Source organism: Sediminibacillus sp. JSM 1682029 (assembly GCF_041366435.1).
Classification (GTDB): domain Bacteria; phylum Bacillota; class Bacilli; order Bacillales; family Amphibacillaceae; genus Sediminibacillus; species Sediminibacillus terrae.
The window spans coordinates 131,352-151,802 of sequence record NZ_JBEWYY010000002.1; the positions used below are offsets into that span (position 1 = coordinate 131,352).

Here is a 20,451-nt window from a genome sequence, read left to right on the forward strand (position 1 = left end):
TAATCCTCCATTCGCTTCTTCAATCCAATTATTCCCTCTATGTAAAAGCATACAATAGTTTGTACATGCAGACAAGCTGATAACCGCAGGGTATTGATTTTCTAGTATGACGGTCATCGTCAACAAGAGAAGGGGCGGCAGATGCCGCCCCTTGCTTGTTTATAAACCACATTTCAGCTGTGCGTTGCAATTTGTACACGTGTTACAGCCACCTATATCTTCCACCGTACCTTTACGGCAAACAGGACATGTATCACCGACTTCTGAACCAATCGTCACATTCGTTTTTTCCAATTCATGAATGGTATCCATCAAAACGACATGAGGTTTGTTGTCAGCTGCTTCATCCTGGTGTGCTGCTTCCTCATCAAAGCTGTTATCTTCCGCTTTCAAGGAAAGCACCTGGGTGTCTCGGCTGCCATCAACATAGACAGTTCCACCTTTGGCTCCCCCGTTATAAAGGCGACGGTAAACACTTTCCACTTGTTCAACCGAGTAACCTTTCGGTGCATTGACAGTTTTGGAAATAGAACTGTCAACCCATTTCTGAATCACGCATTGAGTATCTGCGTGCGCTTCCGGTGCCAATTCCATAGCGGTAACAAACCAATTCGGCAGGTTGTCGGCATCTTCTCCTGGATGCTTGTCCAAATACTCCTGGACAATATCAGCTTTCACTTCAATAAACTTTCCTAAACGGCCGCTGCGGAAGTAGGAGAATGAGAAGTATGGCTCCAGACCGGTAGAAACACCGACCATGGTCCCGGTACTTCCTGTAGGTGCCACCGTGAGAAGGTGCGAGTTACGGATGCCGTGCTCTAAGATGCCTTGACGGATATCCTCCGGCAGTTTCTTCACATAACCGGTTTTGGTAAACCTTTCACGCAGCTCCCTGGTCTCTTGTTCTGTATCTCCGATCAAGAACGGGAAGCTTCCTTTCTCCTTCGCCAATTCAATTGATGTACGATAAGCTGTGGTCGCGATCGTTTCAAAAATTTCATCGACAAGTTGATTACCCTCAGCCGAACCGTATTCCGTTTCAGCATAAATCAAAAGATCGTGCAGTCCCATTACTCCCAGACCGACACGCCGTTCACCTAATGCCTGCTTTTTGTTTTCTTCCAAGAAGTATGGTGTGGCATCAATCACATTATCCTGCATTCTTACGCCAGTTCTGACAATGCTCTTAAGTTTTTCAAAGTCTACCTTCTTATTTTCTTTATCGGCCACGGATGCAAGATTTACCGCAGCCAGGTTACATACAGAATACGGTGCAAGCGGCTGTTCTCCACAAGGGTTGGTGGCAACTACCTGCTGTCCATAAGCCTTTGCATTTGTCATATCATTTGCGTTATCGATAAAGAAAATGCCAGGTTCTGCAGAATATGTGGCACAGATATTAATCAAGTTCCACAATTCCTTCGCTTTCATCCGGCGATAAACCCGGACACCGTACCCTTGTTCTTCCCATCGGCGTACATCGCCGGTTTCATGCCAATTCTCGTTATAGGCCCGCATCTCTTCCGGTGAATAACTTTCCACATTCGGAAATCTCAGTTCATAATCCATATCCTTTTCGACTGCTTCCATAAACTCTTTTGTCAAGCATACGGATATATTTGCCCCCGTCAGGAATTCCGGATTATGAACACTGTATGTACCTCCAGTGTTCAGCTTTTCTTCTGCTTCTTTGATAGCAGCTTCCGTAAAGCCTCCCAATCCCGGCATGTTTTTATAGTTTACAATGCCTTGATACAGATCGATTTCAATTGGTGACAGCGGAGTGAATTTCAGCTTTTCCTGTGCCAGCTTTCTAATTTGCTCATCCTCTGTGTTTTCTATCAAAAATCGGAGAATTCTCGGATTTTGCATTTTTGAAATGATAAACTCGATGATATCCGGATGCCAATCTGCCAGCATGATCATTTGTGCTCCCCTGCGGGAACCGCCTTGCTCCACCAAATGGGTCAACTTCGCAATATCATCCAGCCAGGAAACTGAACCGGAAGATTTACCATTGACACCACGTGCAAGAGTGTTACGTGGACGCAATGTAGAACCGTTGGTGCCTACACCTCCACCCCTGCTCATAATTTCCATTACTTGCTTACGGTGATCAGAAATCCCTTCACGAGAGTCTTGTATAAATGGCATGACATAACAATTGAAGTAAGTCACATCTGTTTCTGCCCCAGCTCCATATAAAACGCGTCCGGCAGGGATGAAATGCATATTGGATAATTCATGATAAAAGCGGTCAAAGGCTTCCTGTTGCTTTTCTTCTGTTGTTTCCACCTTCGACAGACCTGTAGCATTCCGCTTCGCAATTTGTTCATAATAGATTTCGAGTGGTTTATCAATCACATCCAATGATCTACTGACAACGCCTGTGTTTGCTTCTTCCTGATCGTCCAGCACAGACACAAAGTCCTTATCCACCTGGATTTCGGCACGTTTTGACTGCCAATCGATAGATTTGACAAAACCATATCCCCTCGCCGGAAACTTAGGGTCCGCCTTTACGGTCAAAACGACAAAATCGCCTGACTTCAACGTTGCCTTCTCCGTATCCTTGAAAGCGTACCTATCCAGCATTACTAAACGCGATACACCTTCATGGGTGATTTTCATATCCGGGGTTATTGGATGTACCTGCTCAAATAAAGCGATATCCTCGTTTAATTGCTCGACATTAATCTGCATGTTTACTTCTGTGATGGTTTTCATATATGGCATCACTCCTTCTTCCCTTTAAAACATTTAAGTATAATATTCAATTTACCACATAACCGAGAAATAAAACAATATATTGTGTTCGGTTTTTTTGACACATACTATATATTGTTAAATGGAACGAAACAAACGAAGTTTGTCAAAGATGAGAAACCGCAATTATAAACGGAAATAAAAGATAAAAAAAGAAAAATGGTCAATTTTTTTGAAAAACCGCCTTTTTTATTAGTTGCGTTTTTTAGCTTATTTTGTTGAAAGAAACAGAAGCCCGTAATACCGCCAAATAGAAAGCTTACAAAGGAAGGGAAACAAGAAAAAATTTTTATTGTGACAACTTTCAACGTTACCCTGTTCAGCCGTACACGGCGTTACGCAATTATCCTTTGAAAAATATGAAGAACATGCCTATAATATAGGTTGACGCTAAAGAAAAATGGGGGAACAGATGATGGGGATTGAATTTCTGCTAATTTTACTAATTGTGATCGTAGGGTTCGGTATATATAGATATTTTAAACAAAGAAAAATACTGAAAACCTTGTCGGAAGAAGAATTCCGTCAGGGCTACCGGAAAGCCCAATTAATCGATGTGAGAGAACCGAAAGAATTCGACGGGGGACACATCCTGGGGGCAAGGAATATCCCGCTTTCACAGCTGCGGAACCGTTTGATCGAATTAAGGAAAGACCAGCCAATCTATATGTATTGTCAAAATGGTACAAGGACCGCAAGAGCTGCCATTCTTTTAAACAAGAAGGGGTACAACGAATTGTATCAGCTTCAGGGCGGTTTCAAAAAATGGAACGGCAAAATCAAAAAATCAAAATCTACCCAGTACTAAAAGGAAAGACACTTCGAGATCGAAGATATAAGGACAAAAGCGCAAGCGGCTGTTTAAAGAGAGTACAGGCTAAAACCGCCACGTCCTGTGGCAGCGCCTGCATGACCCACATCGTTTGGGCCTCCGACAAGCTTAAGGCGAAACTCGGAGTGGCGCTTCTTTGCCACACAGAGGATTGCCTTAAGACCTCAGGGGGTTGGCACTGGAGCTAGACAATGAAAAGAAAGCGGCTATCCTTATTTCGGATAGCCGCTTTCTTTTTATTGTGGTCTATTGTAACGGAGAACGGGTTTTCTGGCCGCCGTCGTCTCATCCATTCGCTTCACAACCGTATGATAGGGTGCCTCTTGGACAAGTTCAGGGTCATTCTTCGCTTCATTGGAGATTTGGATCATGGTATCAATGAATCCATCCAGTGTTTCTTTGGACTCCGTTTCAGTTGGTTCTACCATCAACGCTTCTTCCACATTCAGCGGAAAGTAAATGGTCGGGGGATGGTAACCGAAATCCAACAACCGTTTGGCAATATCAAGCGTCCGTACTCCCAGTTTCTTCTGCCGTTTTCCCGACAGCACAAACTCATGCTTGCAATGTTGGGTATAAGGAAGTTCATACTCTTCCTGCAGGCGCCTCATCATGTAATTTGCATTTAAAACGGCATGCTCGCTTACCTTTTTCAATCCTTCCGCTCCCATTGTCCGGATATACGTATAAGCCCGCAAATTAATGCCGAAATTACCATAAAAAGGCTTTACCCTGCCGATAGAATCTGGTCTGTCCTCTTCAAAATAGTATTCCCCATTCGCTTCTGACAGAATCGGCTTAGGTAGAAACCGTGCCAATTCCTCACTCACTCCTACCGGCCCTGAACCTGGTCCCCCACCTCCATGGGGTCCAGTGAAAGTTTTATGAAGATTTAAATGGACGACATCGAATCCCATGTCTCCAGGGCGGGCATACCCCATAACTGCATTAAGGTTGGCGCCGTCATAATAAAGCTTCCCGCCAGCCTGGTGTACGATTTCCGCCATTTCCACAATGTTTTCTTCAAATAAACCAAGCGTATTCGGGTTGGTCAGCATCAACGCAGCCGTATCCTCACCGACTACACGTTTTAAATCTTCCAAATCCACCGTTCCATGTTCGTTGGACTTCACGGTTACCGCTTCAAAACCGGCGACCGTGGCAGATGCAGGATTGGTGCCGTGGGCGGAATCGGGTACAATAACTTTGGTACGGTTCAGTTCGCCATTTGCTTCATGATAAGCACGGATCATCATCAACCCCGTCCATTCTCCCTGCGCGCCAGCAGCTGGCTGCAATGTCACCTCGTGCATACCGGTGATGGCTGCGAGTGACGATTGTAAATCGTACATCACTTTCAAAGCACCCTGTACCGACTTGGGATCCTGATACGGATGTATATGGCTGAACCCTTCCATGCGGGCTACATCCTCGTTCATTTTCGGATTATACTTCATCGTGCAGGAACCTAATGGATAAAATCCTGAATCCACTCCATGATTCCTTTTCGATAAAGCTGTATAATGACGGATAATCTGCAGTTCGCTTACTTCTGGAAGATCTGGTGCTTCCTCGCGAATGTAAACCGGATCGAATTCCTCTTTCAAGTCGAACTCCTCGATTTCCAGTTCTGGCAGGCTGTAGCTTGTTCTTCCCGCCTTGCTGTGTTCAAAAATCAAAGGAAAGTCTTGTTTATCCATGAATATCCCCCATTTCTTTTGCGAAGGCATCCATTTCCTCTTTACTTCGATTCTCTGTAACTGCTATCAGCATATGAGTAGGAAATTCAGGATACGTCTTCGCCAAATCATACCCACCTATAAAGCCTTTGTTAAGCAGGCGTTCATTCATCTTCGATACAGGCATGTGTATATCGACAACCAGTTCATTGAAGAACGGTCCGGTAAGAACGCTCTCTATCCCTTGTTCTTTAAGCTGTTGATGTAAGTACCTGGCCTTTTGCATATTAAGCCACGCCATCTTCTTGATGCCCTGCTTTCCCAAAGAACTCATTGCTACAGATGAAGCAAGTGCATTCAAAGCCTGATTCGAGCATATGTTGGAAGTCGCCTTGTCTCTGCGGATATGCTGTTCTCTTGCTTGCAGAGTGAGTACAAACCCCCGTCGGCCGTCTTCATCGGTAGTTTGACCGACCAGCCTCCCCGGTACTTTCCGCATCAGTTTCTTTGTTGTCGCGAAGTAACCACAATGCGGACCGCCGAATTGAGCCGGAATTCCGAAAACTTGCGTATCTCCTACTACGATATCTGCCCCAAATGCCGCAGGCGGGGTCAAATATCCCAATGCCAATGGGTTGCTGGAAACAATGAACATCGCTTTCTCGTCTTCTAACAACCTCTGCAGTTCGGCAAGCGGCTCGATTTGTCCGAAGAAATTTGGATACTGAACAATGACTCCCGCCGTGTTTTCGTCAATTTCTGCCTCCAAAGCTTCTAAATCCACCGTTCCATCCTTATGTCCTATTTCTACTATATCGAGTCCTGGCCCTTTTGCATAAGAAGCTAACACTTGCCTGGACTCTGGATGTACTGTATTTGCCACAAGGATTTTTTTCCGCTTCGTCTGCGATGCACTGAGAGTTCCTGCTTCAGCCAAAGCGGTCGGTCCATCATACATGGATGAGTTCGCCACTTCCATTCCTGTCAATTCACAAATCATCGTCTGAAATTCAAAAATGGCTTGCAATTCTCCTTGTGAGATTTCCGGTTGGTAAGGGGTATATGCTGTATAAAACTCCGATCGTGAGATGACGTGATCGACGATAGACGGGATGTAGTGATCATAAACCCCTGCACCTAGAAAGGAAGCATGTGACTTTAAGTTGACATTTCGTCTTGATAAATCAGCCAGCTCCTTCAGGAGTGCTGGTTCATTGGTAGGTTCCTTTATATCCAGTTCCCCTTGAAAACGCACTTGTTCAGGTATATCGGAAAACAATGTATCCGTTGATTCGACACCGATCGTACGCAGCATTTCCTGCTTATCTTCATCAGTCATCGGTAAATAGCGAAACTCCATTTTATCTCCCCCTTAGCGATGTGTTTAAGATTTTTTATAAAATGGCGTAGGAACTACTTTGGCCTTCAACAGCCGTTTACGCACCTGCACATAAACCTCTTCTCCCTGCGTTGCATGACTCGCCCTGATTAAAGCAAGGCCGATATTTTTCTTTAAAGTCGGTGACTGGGTACCAGTAGTGATAAAGCCGATTTCCTCTTCCCCTGCAAATACAGCATAGCCGGTACGGGGAATTCCTTTGTCGATCATCTCCAGGCCTACTAATTTTCGGGGCGGTCCGTCCTCTTTTTGCTTTTTCAGTACATCTTTACCGATGAAATCAGCCTCTTTCTCGGTCTTGACCGCAAAACCGAGACCGGCTTCTATCGGGGTTATTTCCGAAGAAAGTTCCTGACCATAGAGTGCAAGGTTCGCTTCAAAACGGAGCGTATCCCGTGCCCCGAGTCCGACCGGCTGGAGGCCATCTGGCGAACCTTCTTCCAGCAGTTTTCTCCAAAGTTGTATGCCAGCGCCGGGTTCTATGTATATTTCAAATCCGTCTTCCCCTGTATATCCGGTACGTGCGACGATAGCTGTTCCTTCTACATCGTTAAACGGGACATCCGATTCAAAACGGAAAAAGCGGATCGCGGAGAGATCGATTTCCGTCATTTTTTGTAGGATGGATTCAGCTTTTGGTCCCTGGATAGCCAATTGAACATACTGATCTGATATATCCTTTATAGAAACCCCCTCGATTTTATTTTCCTGAATCCACTGATAATCTTTTTCCCTGTTGGCCGCATTCACCACAAGCAGATAACGTTTCTCGGCGAGTTGATAAACAATCAAATCATCAACCGTACCCCCATCTGGATAACACATCATGGTGTACTGAGCCCGTTTTGGGGTAAGCTTCGCTACATCATTCGTTAAAAGCTTTTGCAAACAACGTTCTGCATTCTGGCCTTCTATAAGAATCTCACCCATGTGAGAAACATCGAAGAGGCCAGCCGCCATTCTTGTAGCCTCGTGTTCCTTCTTGATCCCGGAAAATTGGACCGGCATTTCCCAACCACCGAAATTTACGGTTTTGGCTCCACTTTTCTCATATTCAGCAAATAAAGGGGTTCTGTTTAATTCTGTCATTCTCTCAACTCCTTCTTAAGTAATCATTCAGGATTAAAACGGAATACAATTGTCTGCAGCCATTCACCATTGCAGAAATCAAACATAAAAGGACAGAGATTCTCCCAATCAGGAAAATCTCTGTCCTTTCACCAGAAAGTTTCGCCAATCCGATTGGCTTGCTTCTTAGGTGGTTTACATGCGTAAACACTCTCCAGAGCTGCGTCCTATAAGAGTCTTTTTGCCTGAGAGATTCACATTATGTTTGCTCCTTCGGCGCTATCATCACAGATAGTCTCTCCTCTTATATTCATTCGCTATATTAAATTAACCGTGTTCGGACATAATAAGGATGATGTCGCAACCAGGGTGATTCTGTCATAATGTTTACACTTTTTTAAATTCAGCATCATTATACCATAGCAATTAGCCGGTATGGAAAGAATTTTTAATATTTTTTAAGGGGGAAACTGGATGAACATTCAGCTTAACAATGACAATGCTTTTATAGAAGAATTGGAATCTGCTATCCAACAGGACGGACCGTTCTCTTCGTGGAAACTTTTTCAAATGTCCTATCATGCAGCCCAAACGACACTGACGCCTGAATTCACCGGGTTGACTGCTCCTAAACATTTGCCGCATATGGAATTTTTACCGCACCAGCTCGACTGCGCCAGACAGATTATCGAGGAAATGAACGGAAGGGGATTGCTGGCGGATGAGGTCGGTTTGGGAAAAACGATAGAAGCCGGATTGATCTTAAAAGAATACATGATCAGGGGATTGGTTAAAAAAGCGCTGATTCTTGTTCCCGCTTCCCTTGTAAACCAATGGGTACTCGAACTGAGCCAAAAATTCTACATACCGGCCGTCTCCCAAGGCAAACGGCCGGTATGGGACCAAAACAGCATCATTGTCAGCTCGATTGATACAGCAAAACGACAACCCCACCGCGATATAATACTGGAACAGGAATACGATTTCATCTTAATAGACGAAGCTCACAAACTCAAAAACCACAAAACCAAGAACTATGAGTTCGTTCGTGCTTTGAAAAAGAAATACTGCCTGCTTCTTACTGCAACGCCTGTACAAAACAAACTCAGTGACATTTTCAATCTTGTCTCGATTTTGAAACCTGGACATCTCGGAAATTATGAAGACTTTACCGCCACTTACGGAAAAGATCGTAACAATTTATTCAACGATGATCATCTTAAACAGCTGATTCAAAAAGTGATGGTACGAAACCGCAGGCAAGATACAAAGGTGGACTGGACGGATAGGAAAGTGAAGACGATATGGATAACTTTCAGCGAAGCTGAGCAAAAAGCTTACAATCAGTTAACATCGATTACCAGGGAAGCAGACACTTTTTCTTCTATTACATTAACAAGAGAACTGTGTTCTTCCCGGGAAGCTTGTTATTTGTCCATGAAAAAAATGCTGCAGCAGGAAAAAGCAATTTCCAACAGGGAGGCCTATCAAGAATTTCTGAAAGTGATAGAAGAGCTGCCGCATCATGCGAAAGCCGCTAAGGTGGTTGAACTCATCGGAGACACGGAGGAAAAGTACATCATCTTCACGGAATACAGAGCAAGCCAATTGTACTTGCAATGGTACCTGCAACAGCATGGTATCACTTCTGTTCCCTATCGGGGCGGCTTTAAACGCGGCAAAAAGGATTGGATGAAGCAGCTTTTTCAAAACCATGCACAGGTTTTGATTGCCACTGAAGCCGGCGGTGAAGGAATCAATCTTCAATTTTGCAATAACATGATAAATTATGATTTACCTTGGAATCCCATGCGATTAGAACAGCGAATCGGTAGAATACACCGATTCGGCCAACAACAGGATGTCCACATATACAACTTTGCGATTCGCAACACAATGGAAGAACATGTGCTGAACTTATTGTATGAAAAAATCCATTTGTTTGAACGTGTGGTAGGCAATCTTGATGACATTCTTGCCGAATTGGACATAAAAGATGTCGAACAGGAAATCCAGACCATCTTCAGGGAATCTGAAACAGAAGGAGAGGCCAAAATCAAACTGGATAATCTATCTTCCGTCATTTCCTTGCGACAAGACCAATTACAAGAACAGGAGGATTGGAATGGCAATCGAGAATCTTCATGAATTTCTTACCGACTACTTTCTTGCCAATCAATGCGAGTTGTTGGAAAACGACAATGGAAAAGTGACCATTCAATTGACTGATGAAATGGATGAACTGATTATGAATCGGCCGTTTTATTGGCATTACATCAAGCAAATCGGCCAAAAAGGGCAGCCGATGAAAATCACTTTTATAACAAATCCAGACAGACAAAACGAACAGGGTGAATGGGTACATTTCGGCAGTCCAAGATTGCATCAAATTTTCCGTACGTTGACAAGGCAAGGAAAAATAACCAGACAATATGAACAAATTGTTTCTATACAGCGACAGCCGCTAATTCCGTGGCTAGTGTTGAATATCAAAGTAAGTTATCAAGGGAAGCACAAAAAGGATGAATTGCTGTCTTATGGTCTGCAATTGATCAACGGAACGTTGGTCAGCCCGATGATGGAGAAACTATCCCTATTAAACCTGCAGCCGGCAATACCTGATTACTGTTATACCATATCTCCGTTGATACACAACAAAAGTGCCTATCAACGATTGATTCGTTATGTACAGGATTACCTTCGGACGAAGGATTACACCTGGGCGAAAGAATCATGGGATCACCTTTATGCCGAAGGAAAACTACTCGAGCATTTCTATAAGGAAGAGCAGGCAGAAGAAGAAAAACAGAATCAGTTACAGCAGGCACTGAATGAAATCGAAAGCAGGTTCCGTCCTCGGATTTCCATCGACATAATCAATGGCGGCCTTTTTTATCTTACCCAAGGTAGTTCGAACGTCGTCAGTTCGGGCAGTTAAACAAAAGGTCTTACAACTTTAAGATAAACATCTGTCACCGAATGTGTTTTTTACTGATGACGCGAAAGGAAAACTAGCCGTACAATGTCCTGACGTTGCCTTTCTACTTGGAACGGGACTATATCTTATCCAGAAGAGGGGGACCTGCTCGGCGACAAGAACAAAACTAATCCTTAGCCGCTAATCGCAGGGAGCACTATGTTTTTCACACGCCCGTCTTCAGTAATGCTGATGCCAATTAAAAAAAGTAACAGACAGTCCATAAACAGTCTGTTACTTTTTCTTTTTCATGAGTAGACGAAAAGCAAACGGAAGTAAACCCAGCCAATGATCAGAAACTTCGTTGTGCTCTCTTTTGCTAAGGCGTTTTTGCTTTTTCCTCTGGTCGTGTGGTGTATCCATGTATTTCACGATTTCCTGTGTCATGAACTTAACGTAATCGTTTCCGGACACTTCATTCACCTCGATAATTTCTTATAGGTCTAGCATGTCCGTTTTTCCTTTTCTTATAAGCTGATGTATTTCTTCTGCCACCTGTTCTGGACTCTTTCCATCCGTTTCGATCAATATGTCTGCCGTCTGGCGGTATTTTCCCAATCTATTCTCATATAGTGCGGCTTTACCATGCTTTTTCCAGAGCGGACGGGACCGATCGTTTCCTAATCTTCGCTCTATTTCATCTAACGTAGTGTGCAGGTAAACGACGATAACATTTTCTTTCATCCACTTCCTGTTTACGTCGGACTCTACAATACCACCTCCCGTTGCTACCACTGCATCTGTCTTAGGCATTTTCATCAAAGTATCGGTTTCCTTTTCGCGGAAGGCCATTTCCCCCTGGCTCTGAAAAATTTCGGGAATCGTCCGCTGGGTCGTTTGCTCAATCTGTTGATCTGTATCCAGTCCCGGTACAGCCATTTTCTCAGCCAGTAATCGTAATACACTTGATTTACCGCTTCCCATAAAGCCAATAAGATAAATTGCTTTCATAATTCTCTCCCTTTTAATTTTTATGTAGAATATTTTTATTTGATTGCAGGAATTAAACAAGATTCGTCGAATCAATCTTTATCCCCCAATGAAAGTGAGGTGATTAAAGAAGTGACAATCGCTGTCACCTTCTCCGAAAAACTGCTTGCTGCAGCCATTTCAGCCCATGCCTCCGACATCCACTTCCTACCATCTGCCGATGAAACAGAAATTTCATTCCGAATCAGGGGTGAACGAAGCCTCTTCAGCAGGATACCTGTAAGACACTATAAAAAAATACTCGGTTACTATAAGTTTACCTCAGGTATGGATATAGGAGAAGTACGTAAGCCGCAAAACGGTACCATCCCTTTTAAAACGGAAAACGGATCGACCTATTCCCTTCGATTGTCCACACTCCCCGTAAAACATTCGGAAAGTTTGGCCGTCCGCATCCTTCCCCAAACTGACACCCCTCCTCTCGAACGGCTGTTGTTGTTCCCTTGGCAGTTAACAAAGCTTTACAGGTTGGTTTCAGCCAGATCCGGAATCATACTGCTTACAGGACCCACGGGTAGCGGGAAGACCACTACGCTTTATGCCTTGCTACAATCCTTGCTCGATAAGTTATCCCCCCAGGTGATCACACTCGAAGATCCGATTGAAAAGGAATTATGCAAAGCTATTCAAGTTCAGGTGAATGAAAAAGCCGGCTTAACTTTTCAAACAGGGTTAAAAGCGGCGCTCCGACATGATCCAGACATTGTCATGATAGGCGAAATCCGTGATAAGGGGACGGCACAGATTGCCGTCCAGGCTGCTCTTACAGGGCATCTCGTCTTATCCACGCTTCATGCCAAAAATGCCTATGGCACGATCAAACGCCTGATTGATATGGAAATCAGCGAGACTGATCTTCACCAAGTATTGCTAGGTGTCTGTGCTCTTCAATTATTGCCGACACGACTGCCCGGTTCCGATATTAAACGCACTGCCGTGCTGGAGTTGCTGGAAAATGCTCTCCTCGTCAAGGCGATAAACGGCAACAATCCCTATCGTTCCTCGGCTTTCCCTACATTTGCCCGATTAAGGAGGAAAGCATACGCATATGGCTATGCTGATCAGACAATTTTCAACACTGGTTTTTAAGCACGGGATGAAACTATCCACCAAAGACCAGCTTGTCTTGCTGCAACGTCTCACCAGACTGATAGAAGGTGGATATTCTTTGATGGAGTCCCTTCTTATGCTTGAATGGGACCCAAAGTTAAAGAAAGCCTCCCGTTCCATTTCTAGTTCTTTGGCAGATGGGGAAAGAATCGACAAGGCTTTCGAGAAAGCACATTTCCATCAAAATATCATCTCCTATTTATATTTTGCCAGAAAAAACGGCGATTTAGAATCCATGCTCTTCCATTGTTCACAGGCAATGGAGAAACAGCTTTCCCAATACGCCCAATTCCAAAAAACTTCACGCTACCCTTTTATTCTGATTGTTTTTTTCACCGTGTTATTATACTTCATCAAGACTGCTGTTTATCCCGCTTTTACCCAAATGGTCCTCTCTGTTTCAGGGGATACACCGGCAGTCACCACCTATTCTATTTTCTTCGTCGACTTTTTGTTCACGCTCTCTGCATTCATGGCTGCCGCCGTCATCCTATTTGGCCCTGTCTGGCTATCATTAAGGAGCCGGATACCAATTGATCGGCACCTAAAGATACTTCAAAGGATCCCTGTAGTGTTCGGCTTTCAACGGATGAAAACCACTTTTTTGTTTGCCATACATTTAGGCGCCCTTTTGAAAAGTACTGTGCCTATGAAAGATGCCCTGATCGTTATGCAAGAGCAGAATCACCATCCAATCCTTGCCCATTATGCGATGATCATAACAGAGAACCTTAATCGAGGAATCAATATCACCACGATTCTTCCAAGTCTCCCCCTTTTTGAAAAGGAGCTAACCAGCATTTTCCTTAAAAATAACAATGTCAAAGAATTGGAGCACGATTTACTGATTTACGCCGAATTTTTAACTGAAAGTCTAGAGGAAAAATGGAAAAAGCTGCTTTCCTGGATCCAGCCAATTACATTTTGTCTTCTTGCAGGGTTGATAATCTTTGTCTATTTATCGATTATGATGCCAATGTTCCAATTGATCAATTCAATCTGACAAAGGAGATTGTGATGAAAAACGAGAAAGGTTTTACCTTAATTGAAATGTTGATCGTTTTGACGATTATTTCCATTCTTTTGATACTGATTTTGCCTAATCTCGCCGACAAAAATGAAGAGGTCCAGTCAAAAGGCTGCACCGCATTAGCAGAAATGACTTCCAGCCAAATACAGGCTTACGTATTGGATCACGGCAACGAACCTGACTCTATTTCTCAACTGCTAGATGAAAATTATATAAAAACAGATTCATGTGCCAATGGATCGAAGAAAATCCAACTTACTCCGACGGGGGAGGTTGAGATAGTCTCACCATGAAAACAGGAGGCTTTACTTTCATCGAAGTGATGATTGTATTAGGCAGTATGGTTGCACTAACAGCCGTGGGTATCGCGCTCCCCGTCCATATGTTAGAAAAACAAAAAATAAATGATTTCTTTCAGTTGTTCGACAGCGATCTTATTTACCTACAGCAGTCTGCAATGCTGTCATCCGAAAAGTGTGCACTTTACATCGATGCAGAGCATCATGAATACACGATACGCACAGGCGGTACAGGGGAAGTTATCCTGACTAGAAAAATACCGGAAAACTGGCGAATCGAATTACGAACCCTTAAAATGCCGCTTTCCTTTAATTCCAAAGGAACAATTAAACGTCCGGGGACCATGATCATTCACACAGGTAGAAGTCGATACAAAGTGGTCTTTCCGCTCGGTAAAGGGAGACACTACTATGAGGAATTGTAGAGGATTCACCACAATCGAGGCATTGGCAGTTTTCTCTGTTTTTCTCATGGTCTCCGTTTCCCTCCTGCCAAGCTTCCTTTACATCAAGCTGGAAGACCAGCAATTATTGATAAAACGTCAAGTGCTGTCGCAACTTCATGACGATTTAATTGAAATTGCTTATGGAGAACATCAAGAAAATCCGGAAAACCATAATCATCAGGAGAGCAAAATGGGTGTTGAGGTTATGTATACATTCACCAAGGAAACCGAGTTGACGAAAGGATGTGCGGAATGGAACGATGCAAAACAAAAGGAACATGAAGTTTGTCTTTACGCCTTTCCCGCAAAACAATAAGGGATTCACGTTTGTTTCGCTCCTATTCGGGTTAGCCATCTTATTAATGGTACTGCCCTGTGTCGGCATATTTTATCAATCGATTGATATGGGAAACCACTATCAGGAACAAGCCGTAAGACTAACCTTTCAATTTCTCGCTGATCAGTCAGAACAATCTGTGGGGGTTCGAGTAAAAGGAAACAATCTATTTTTTGAATCTGAAGAGGGATCAGTTATTTCGGTAAGCCAATATGGAGGGGTATTAAGAAGACAAGTGTCTGGTGAAGGACATGAAATACTGCTGAGGGATATATCCGATTTTTCTTTAAAGCAGTTACAATCCGGCTTAAGCATAACGATAGTGATGGCGGGAGGAGATCAATATGAAAAAAAGATTCGTTATCCTTAAACACGAAAAATTTAACCACAATGGCTTTATCTTCCCGTATATTGCCTTTGTCTCAGTTGTCATCATCACGGCATTGATCAGTGCTGTCGCCCTAGTCAACAATCAGCAGTTAGGAACATATCAGTATTATGAACAACTCAAGTTGGATACACTGCTGCAAATGGGAAAAGAACAACTACGTACTGAACAGTCTGTTTTGGATAAAGACTGTCCCCGTTCCCGGACTTACACCTATCCATATGGCACTGCCACTATTCGGTGCGAACAGATAGAAGATGGAATCCTTAAAGCGAGATTCACCTTGGAAACAAACAAAGGCACCATCGTCAACAAATTGGTTAACTTCAGAACAGACCTGCCATAGTCCATATGATTTTCACTTTCATCTCCCCCATTCGAGTATTCTCCTTTCTCTACCGAGATGGAGGCGGTCCGATTCATTATTTCTTTTTTGTAGTGAGGGTTGTCCCGCAAATGGTCGGAGACTTAGGGACAACCGTTTCATTTTTTGCTGTTTAAGAACAAATATTTTATTTGATCAACCACAATAAAATGTAGTTCCTGCTACACTTCTGACACTCGAAACCCTTTTCGATCCTGCAGCTATTTCTTTCTGTTCCTTTCCAGGTTCGACAGCCAAATTGTTTAAGGGGGATTTTTTTCATCGGCAAGCTTCACGCAAGTACAAGAAGAGGAAGCTGATTGTCTCCGCGAGTTAGAAATGGGAAGCTGTTTATGATGCAGTGGATATCATAAATCAAGGAGCATACACCTCACCGACAAAAGTGAAAAATGCATAAGAAAAAACTGGAATTACTGGTTTCGTTTATTCATATAGAATAACAGGCTGAATGGTGGCATTGTGTTCAAATTTTTTGGAGAAAAGACGTATATTTTACTCTCCAAATATCCATCCTATCACTGTACAATCATTGGGCTATAGCCAAGCGGTAAGGCAGCGGGTTTTGATCCCGTGATTCGCTGGTTCGAATCCAGCTAGCCCAGTTTGTTTTTTGGTGGATTTCCCTTCTCTCCCAGAAACGATAAGATTGATTTACAATCTTATCATACTCGTTTATAATAATCATGATACATAACCTTGAAAAGGAGGGGAAAAGTATGGATAGAATGTATCGCGTTCTTTCTTTTTGGACAGGTATTTTCACAGTCATGTTTTATATAGGTGATATGGAAAGCCTTGCTGTGTTATTCCTTGCTCAAACAGTTTTCTTTATTGCTGTAAGCTATTTGAAGCTTTCAGAACGCATGTACATGTACTTATTCGGTGGCTATTGCACCCTGTTCTTTATTGGTTTTACCTATTATACGAACTTCATACTCGTTCCCGGATTTGGGCACTAAAAACAGGAAGCTCTGGACCTTTTCAAAAAGGCCAGAGCTTTTCTTTTTTTCCTGATTCCTGCCTTATGTTCAGCCGACAAATTGGTTATGCAGTTTTTCGTCACCGATCGAGGTTTCTGGACCGTGTCCTGGATAAACTGTATAATCATCAGGCAAGCTGAACAATTTACTTTTAATCGTTTCCACTAACACTTCAAAATCCCCGCCGGGTAAATCAGTTCTCCCAATTCCTCTTTGAAACAAGGAATCACCTGAGACTACCCATTTTTCCTCAGAAAAAACGAAAGCCACCCCACCTGGTGAATGACCAGGGGTTTCCAGTATGTTGAATACGAAGGAACCAACCGACATTTCACCGCTACTTATAAAACTGTCAGCAGGCGCGGCAGATATCGGTTCCATCCGGAATAATGCAGAGCCATTCAGATTAGGATTTGACAGCCAGTCTGACTCTGCCTTATGTACATACACAGGAATCTGGTACATATCCCGCAATTCTTCCACTGCACCGATATGGTCAAAGTGGGCATGGGTCAGCAATATAGCAATAGGTTTTAAATCTGCCTCTTTTAAATACGCATTCAGTTTATCAGCGTCTCCTCCCGGATCTATAATCATTGCTTCCTGTCCTTTCATGACAAGGTAGCAATTAGTGCCTAACGGTCCAAGGGGAATTTTCTCTATCTTCATGTCACCACTCCTTCTAAAAACAGTATAAATCGTCTTTGTATATCTCGACAAATCATTTAATTTGTTTTAGAATGTATGAGGAGATCATATCTACTACATATTAATATTGATTGTTCCTGAAACTTTCTTTTCGGGAATTCAAGGAGGTTATCGATAGTGGTATTGGCAATCCTGTTATTGATTGTAGCTATTTTATGTGCTGTTGCTGTATTACGTGAATTGAAAGCTAAAAATATGTTTGCTGTTCTATTTGCCGGATTATCCACCTTAGTGTTCGGCTGGTTTTCCATTATGACTATTTGGGCAGAATTGTTTCAAAACGTATAATCCCAGCTTGAATAAGTCAGTATGAAATCCCTTGTCCTTTTGGTCAAGGGATTTTTTCATGTCCTACTCATACTCTTTCCTATGCCCTTTTCCAAGATTTGCAGTTAAAGAAAAGCGTAACCGCCTGTCTAAAGGAATGTAGGCTAAAACAGCCACATCCTGTTTCAATACCAGCTAGACATCACTGAAATCTAAACGGTTTTCTGTCAAATGTGGTGGTGTTGTTTTTCAAGCCACTAACTCTTTATCGAAAGGCTCCTTCTATCAAAATAGTGATAATGTCATCAAGTCGCAGAGGACATAAGCTCGTTTTCCGCGAACGAACGCTATAGGCTGCTCTCACCAAGCCCGCTGAAGGGTCTCGGTCGCCCGAATTTCCCCAGGCTTCCTCTGCTTCGCTTCTTCAACCTCTTTAACCTCTTGTTTAACTTCTCGACGAATTTCATCCAAACCCAATAAATTTGCAGCATGAATTGAAATCGGTCGGCAATGATTAATGGATCTCCCAGTACCTTATGGACTGCCTGCTTATATGACGTTTCAACTCATATCCCTCTCTTTTTCTTTGGTGTCATCAACTTTAGGGTAACAAAGAGAGAGGGCTGAGTGTATTTTTTGCCCTGTTCGAATCTGGATCACGACAGGAGACGCCAACACATTCAGCATTGAGTCCTTACTTTTATCTTTATTTGAAAAGTGGCGGGGCAAAATCATGGCCATAAAAAAAAGAAAACCCGAACGAATCTAGGAATCGTTCGGGTTTTAATTTAGTCACGACGCTTTTGTGCCGGACTCTTTTTCTTATTCTTCTACTTGCTCATCTTGATCGTCTTCTTCGTCATTGAAATCATAGAATCGGAGCAAGTCTCCGTAAATTATCTTATCGGAATAAGATAGTTCCTTGTCTACTTTTTCTTTAACAGGCTCACATAAGCCTTCGCTTTGATCATCTTTTTGTTGTTCCAAACCAGTTGGATCGGATTCAAGCAGTTCTCCGGTTTTACGATCATAGCACTGTCCCTTTGTATAGATGTAGTCATCACTGATGTAATCTCCATTACGAAGGGCGATAAACTCTTTACGATCTTTGGCAAACAAATCCGTTCCGAAGGTAATATCGTCGTCGCTTTCAATTCCCAACAGGCTTAAAATTGTCGGCTTCACATCGATTTGACCAGCAACCTCCGAGATGACGCCGCCCTCTTCTCCAGGAATGTGAATAAAGAATGGTACACGCTGTAATTGAATGTGTTCATACGGTGTTACTTCTCTGCCAAGGTACTGACCCATGGCTTTGTTATGGAATTCACTAATACCATAGTGGTCACCCATCAATACGATAACCGAATCTTCATATAGGCCGGATTCTTTCAAATCCTTGAAGAATTGCTCTACAGCTTCATCCGTATAACGTACAGTCGGAAAATATTGGTTCAATGTCTTCGAATTCGAATCATACTTATCAATCGAAGCATCTTCCTCTTCCAAATCAAACGGATAGTGGTTGGTTAGCGTAATGAATTTGGAGTAAAAAGGCTGCTGTTGTGATTGTAGGTATTTCATCGATTGTTCAAAGAATGGTTTATCTTTTAACCCCCAACCAATCGAGTTATCTTCTGTCACTTCGTAAGATTCCACATCGAAAAACTTATCATAGCCAAGGCTGTCATACATGACATCCCGATTCCAGAAACTCTTATTATTTGCGTGGAATACAGATGTGAAATATCCATTTTCCCCTAAGATTTCCGGCGATGCATGGTACTCATTCTGACCGTGTGTAAAGAAAACTGCCCCCCTCGACAAAGGATATAAGGAGTTTTCAATCAAAAATTCGGAGTCAGATGTTTTACCCTGCTCGGTTTGGTGGTAGAAGTTTTCAAAGTAATAACTTTCATCAATTAAATCATTTAGGAACGGTGTGATTTCTTCACCATTCACTTTGTTATTGATGACGAAGTTCTGCACTGACTCCAGTGAGATAAAAATGACATTTTTACCTTTGGCTGCTCCGAACATATCTGATTTCTCTTTGTTTTGAACATGTTCATCAACATACTCTGTTATTTCAGGCATTTCATTTCCATCTGCGAAAACCCGCTGGGCCTTCGTTTTGGATTGTAATACTGCATCATAGATGTGATAGTTGAACAATCCGATGTTTTTCACCAGGTATTCCCGGTCGAATGTACGCTGCAGCAGCTGCGGACGTTCAATTTCGGCAAGTGTGTAGTTGAAAAGCAAGAATAAAAGAGAAACACTGAGAGCAAGAGTTTTTCCTCGCTTATGGTATCCTGCCGATATTACGGACGGATACTTTCTGCTCAGTACCCAGATGATGGCAACATCGAGAAACAGTAACAAGTCCGGTATATGGACAAGCGACATAATACTCGAACCCAAGTCAGCTGCATTGCTTCCCTGGAATAGAACAGGGATGGTGATAAAGTCGGTGAAATTCCGGTAAAAGATCAAGTTGAAATAAATGATCAGTGTCCCGATCAGCGCAGCATAGCGCAAGAATTTCATCTGTCTTCTTTCTTTAAACCAAACACTCAACGTGAATACCAAAAATGCAGAAGCAAAAGGGTTCACAAACAGGATGAATTCCTGCATCCAATTATCAAGCGATATCTCAAAAATAAATCGATAAACAATGTACGTTTTTAAACCAAACAGCACTGTTGCAATAATATACAACGGTATATTAAACAATTTCTTGTACATGCTTTCTTCCTCCTAACAACAAAACTCTATTTTCATAGTTTG

The 20,451-nt window shown here is 42.8% G+C and carries 20 protein-coding genes, 1 tRNA gene and 2 riboswitches; of the genes, 13 read left to right on the plus strand and 8 right to left on the minus strand.

Going from position 1 to position 20,451, the window contains the following annotated elements; genetic code table 11:
* Positions 1-159: 159 nt before the first annotated feature.
* On the minus strand, positions 160-2,727 hold the full coding sequence (locus ABVF09_RS04530; protein ID WP_026771176.1) for a vitamin B12-dependent ribonucleotide reductase: 2,568 nt from the start codon (positions 2,725-2,727) through the stop codon (positions 160-162).
* Positions 2,728-3,181: 454 nt separating this feature from the next.
* Between ABVF09_RS04530 and ABVF09_RS04535 the strand changes: the two genes are divergently transcribed.
* A complete protein-coding gene (locus tag ABVF09_RS04535; protein WP_371068698.1) occupies positions 3,182-3,574 on the plus strand; it encodes a rhodanese-like domain-containing protein in 393 nt (130 codons plus the stop codon).
* 260 nt (positions 3,575-3,834) lie between these two features.
* Here the strand turns inward: ABVF09_RS04535 and gcvPB are convergent, their stop codons facing one another.
* The 3 genes from gcvPB to gcvT are packed head-to-tail and all read right to left on the minus strand — an operon-like array spanning position 3,835 to position 7,765.
* Complete coding sequence (gcvPB, locus tag ABVF09_RS04540) at positions 3,835-5,298, minus strand: aminomethyl-transferring glycine dehydrogenase subunit GcvPB (protein WP_026771175.1); 1,464 nt, start codon at positions 5,296-5,298, stop codon at positions 3,835-3,837.
* Entirely contained in the window at positions 5,291-6,637 is a 1,347-nt protein-coding gene (gene gcvPA, locus ABVF09_RS04545; protein WP_026771174.1) for an aminomethyl-transferring glycine dehydrogenase subunit GcvPA, read from the minus strand. Before gcvPA ends, gcvPB begins: the two co-directional genes overlap by 8 nt.
* A gap of 24 nt (positions 6,638-6,661) precedes the next feature.
* On the minus strand, positions 6,662-7,765 hold the full coding sequence (gene gcvT, locus ABVF09_RS04550; RefSeq protein WP_026569967.1) for a glycine cleavage system aminomethyltransferase GcvT: 1,104 nt from the start codon (positions 7,763-7,765) through the stop codon (positions 6,662-6,664).
* Between the two features lie 118 nt (positions 7,766-7,883).
* Positions 7,884-7,964, minus strand: a riboswitch (glycine riboswitch).
* A gap of 3 nt (positions 7,965-7,967) precedes the next feature.
* Positions 7,968-8,058: riboswitch (glycine riboswitch) on the minus strand.
* Positions 8,059-8,218: 160 nt separating this feature from the next.
* On the opposite strand from gcvT, the gene ABVF09_RS04555 reads away from it, so the two are divergent.
* Both ABVF09_RS04555 and ABVF09_RS04560 read left to right on the plus strand, forming a co-directional pair.
* Positions 8,219-9,892: a DEAD/DEAH box helicase gene (locus tag ABVF09_RS04555; RefSeq protein ID WP_026569966.1), complete on the plus strand. Its 1,674-nt coding sequence runs from the start codon at positions 8,219-8,221 to the stop codon at positions 9,890-9,892.
* Entirely contained in the window at positions 9,870-10,682 is an 813-nt protein-coding gene (locus ABVF09_RS04560) for a YqhG family protein (RefSeq protein ID WP_153461538.1), read from the plus strand. Before ABVF09_RS04555 ends, ABVF09_RS04560 begins: the two co-directional genes overlap by 23 nt.
* Positions 10,683-10,955: 273 nt before the next feature.
* Here the strand turns inward: ABVF09_RS04560 and ABVF09_RS04565 are convergent, their stop codons facing one another.
* Both ABVF09_RS04565 and ABVF09_RS04570 read right to left on the minus strand, forming a co-directional pair.
* Entirely contained in the window at positions 10,956-11,135 is a 180-nt protein-coding gene (locus tag ABVF09_RS04565; protein ID WP_026569964.1) for a YqzE family protein, read from the minus strand.
* Positions 11,136-11,156: 21 nt separating this feature from the next.
* Positions 11,157-11,672 (minus strand): shikimate kinase, encoded by a 516-nt coding sequence (locus ABVF09_RS04570; RefSeq protein ID WP_153461540.1) that lies wholly within the window; start codon positions 11,670-11,672, stop codon positions 11,157-11,159.
* Between the two features lie 39 nt (positions 11,673-11,711).
* Between ABVF09_RS04570 and comGA the strand changes: the two genes are divergently transcribed.
* The 9 genes from comGA (at position 11,712) to ABVF09_RS04615 (ending at position 16,665) form a co-directional block, all read left to right on the plus strand.
* Positions 11,712-12,800, plus strand: coding sequence for a competence type IV pilus ATPase ComGA (comGA, locus tag ABVF09_RS04575; protein ID WP_321172211.1), 1,089 nt, complete (start codon positions 11,712-11,714; stop codon positions 12,798-12,800).
* Positions 12,760-13,824, plus strand: a complete 1,065-nt coding sequence (comGB, locus tag ABVF09_RS04580) for a competence type IV pilus assembly protein ComGB (protein ID WP_051390402.1) — start codon at positions 12,760-12,762, stop codon at positions 13,822-13,824. The genes comGA and comGB overlap by 41 nt, the downstream gene beginning before the upstream one ends.
* A gap of 14 nt (positions 13,825-13,838) precedes the next feature.
* Complete coding sequence (gene comGC, locus ABVF09_RS04585; protein ID WP_026569961.1) at positions 13,839-14,144, plus strand: competence type IV pilus major pilin ComGC; 306 nt, start codon at positions 13,839-13,841, stop codon at positions 14,142-14,144.
* Positions 14,141-14,575, plus strand: coding sequence for a competence type IV pilus minor pilin ComGD (comGD, locus tag ABVF09_RS04590; RefSeq protein ID WP_153461542.1), 435 nt, complete (start codon positions 14,141-14,143; stop codon positions 14,573-14,575). Before comGC ends, comGD begins: the two co-directional genes overlap by 4 nt.
* Positions 14,562-14,912, plus strand: coding sequence for a type II secretion system protein (locus ABVF09_RS04595; RefSeq protein WP_026771171.1), 351 nt, complete (start codon positions 14,562-14,564; stop codon positions 14,910-14,912). Before comGD ends, ABVF09_RS04595 begins: the two co-directional genes overlap by 14 nt.
* On the plus strand, positions 14,857-15,303 hold the full coding sequence (locus ABVF09_RS04600; protein ID WP_081704500.1) for a competence type IV pilus minor pilin ComGF: 447 nt from the start codon (positions 14,857-14,859) through the stop codon (positions 15,301-15,303). The genes ABVF09_RS04595 and ABVF09_RS04600 overlap by 56 nt, the downstream gene beginning before the upstream one ends.
* Positions 15,278-15,667 carry a hypothetical protein gene (locus ABVF09_RS04605; protein WP_371068699.1) on the plus strand — a complete coding sequence of 130 codons (390 nt, stop codon included), beginning with the start codon at positions 15,278-15,280 and terminating at the stop codon, positions 15,665-15,667. Before ABVF09_RS04600 ends, ABVF09_RS04605 begins: the two co-directional genes overlap by 26 nt.
* Positions 15,668-16,236: 569 nt before the next feature.
* Positions 16,237-16,308 (plus strand) — tRNA-Gln (locus ABVF09_RS04610).
* A 114-nt stretch (positions 16,309-16,422) separates the two neighbouring features.
* Positions 16,423-16,665, plus strand: a complete 243-nt coding sequence (locus tag ABVF09_RS04615; RefSeq protein WP_026569956.1) for a DUF2626 domain-containing protein — start codon at positions 16,423-16,425, stop codon at positions 16,663-16,665.
* A gap of 69 nt (positions 16,666-16,734) precedes the next feature.
* On the opposite strand, the gene ABVF09_RS04620 is transcribed toward ABVF09_RS04615, so the two are convergent.
* Positions 16,735-17,355: an MBL fold metallo-hydrolase gene (locus tag ABVF09_RS04620; protein WP_026771170.1), complete on the minus strand. Its 621-nt coding sequence runs from the start codon at positions 17,353-17,355 to the stop codon at positions 16,735-16,737.
* Between the two features lie 156 nt (positions 17,356-17,511).
* Here ABVF09_RS04620 and ABVF09_RS04625 point away from each other — a divergent pair, with 156 nt between their 5' ends.
* Positions 17,512-17,682 carry a DUF2759 domain-containing protein gene (locus ABVF09_RS04625; protein ID WP_074601104.1) on the plus strand — a complete coding sequence of 57 codons (171 nt, stop codon included), beginning with the start codon at positions 17,512-17,514 and terminating at the stop codon, positions 17,680-17,682.
* Positions 17,683-18,483: 801 nt separating this feature from the next.
* Here the strand turns inward: ABVF09_RS04625 and ABVF09_RS04630 are convergent.
* On the minus strand, positions 18,484-20,409 hold the full coding sequence (locus tag ABVF09_RS04630) for an LTA synthase family protein (protein ID WP_026569954.1): 1,926 nt from the start codon (positions 20,407-20,409) through the stop codon (positions 18,484-18,486).
* Positions 20,410-20,451: the final 42 nt, after the last annotated feature.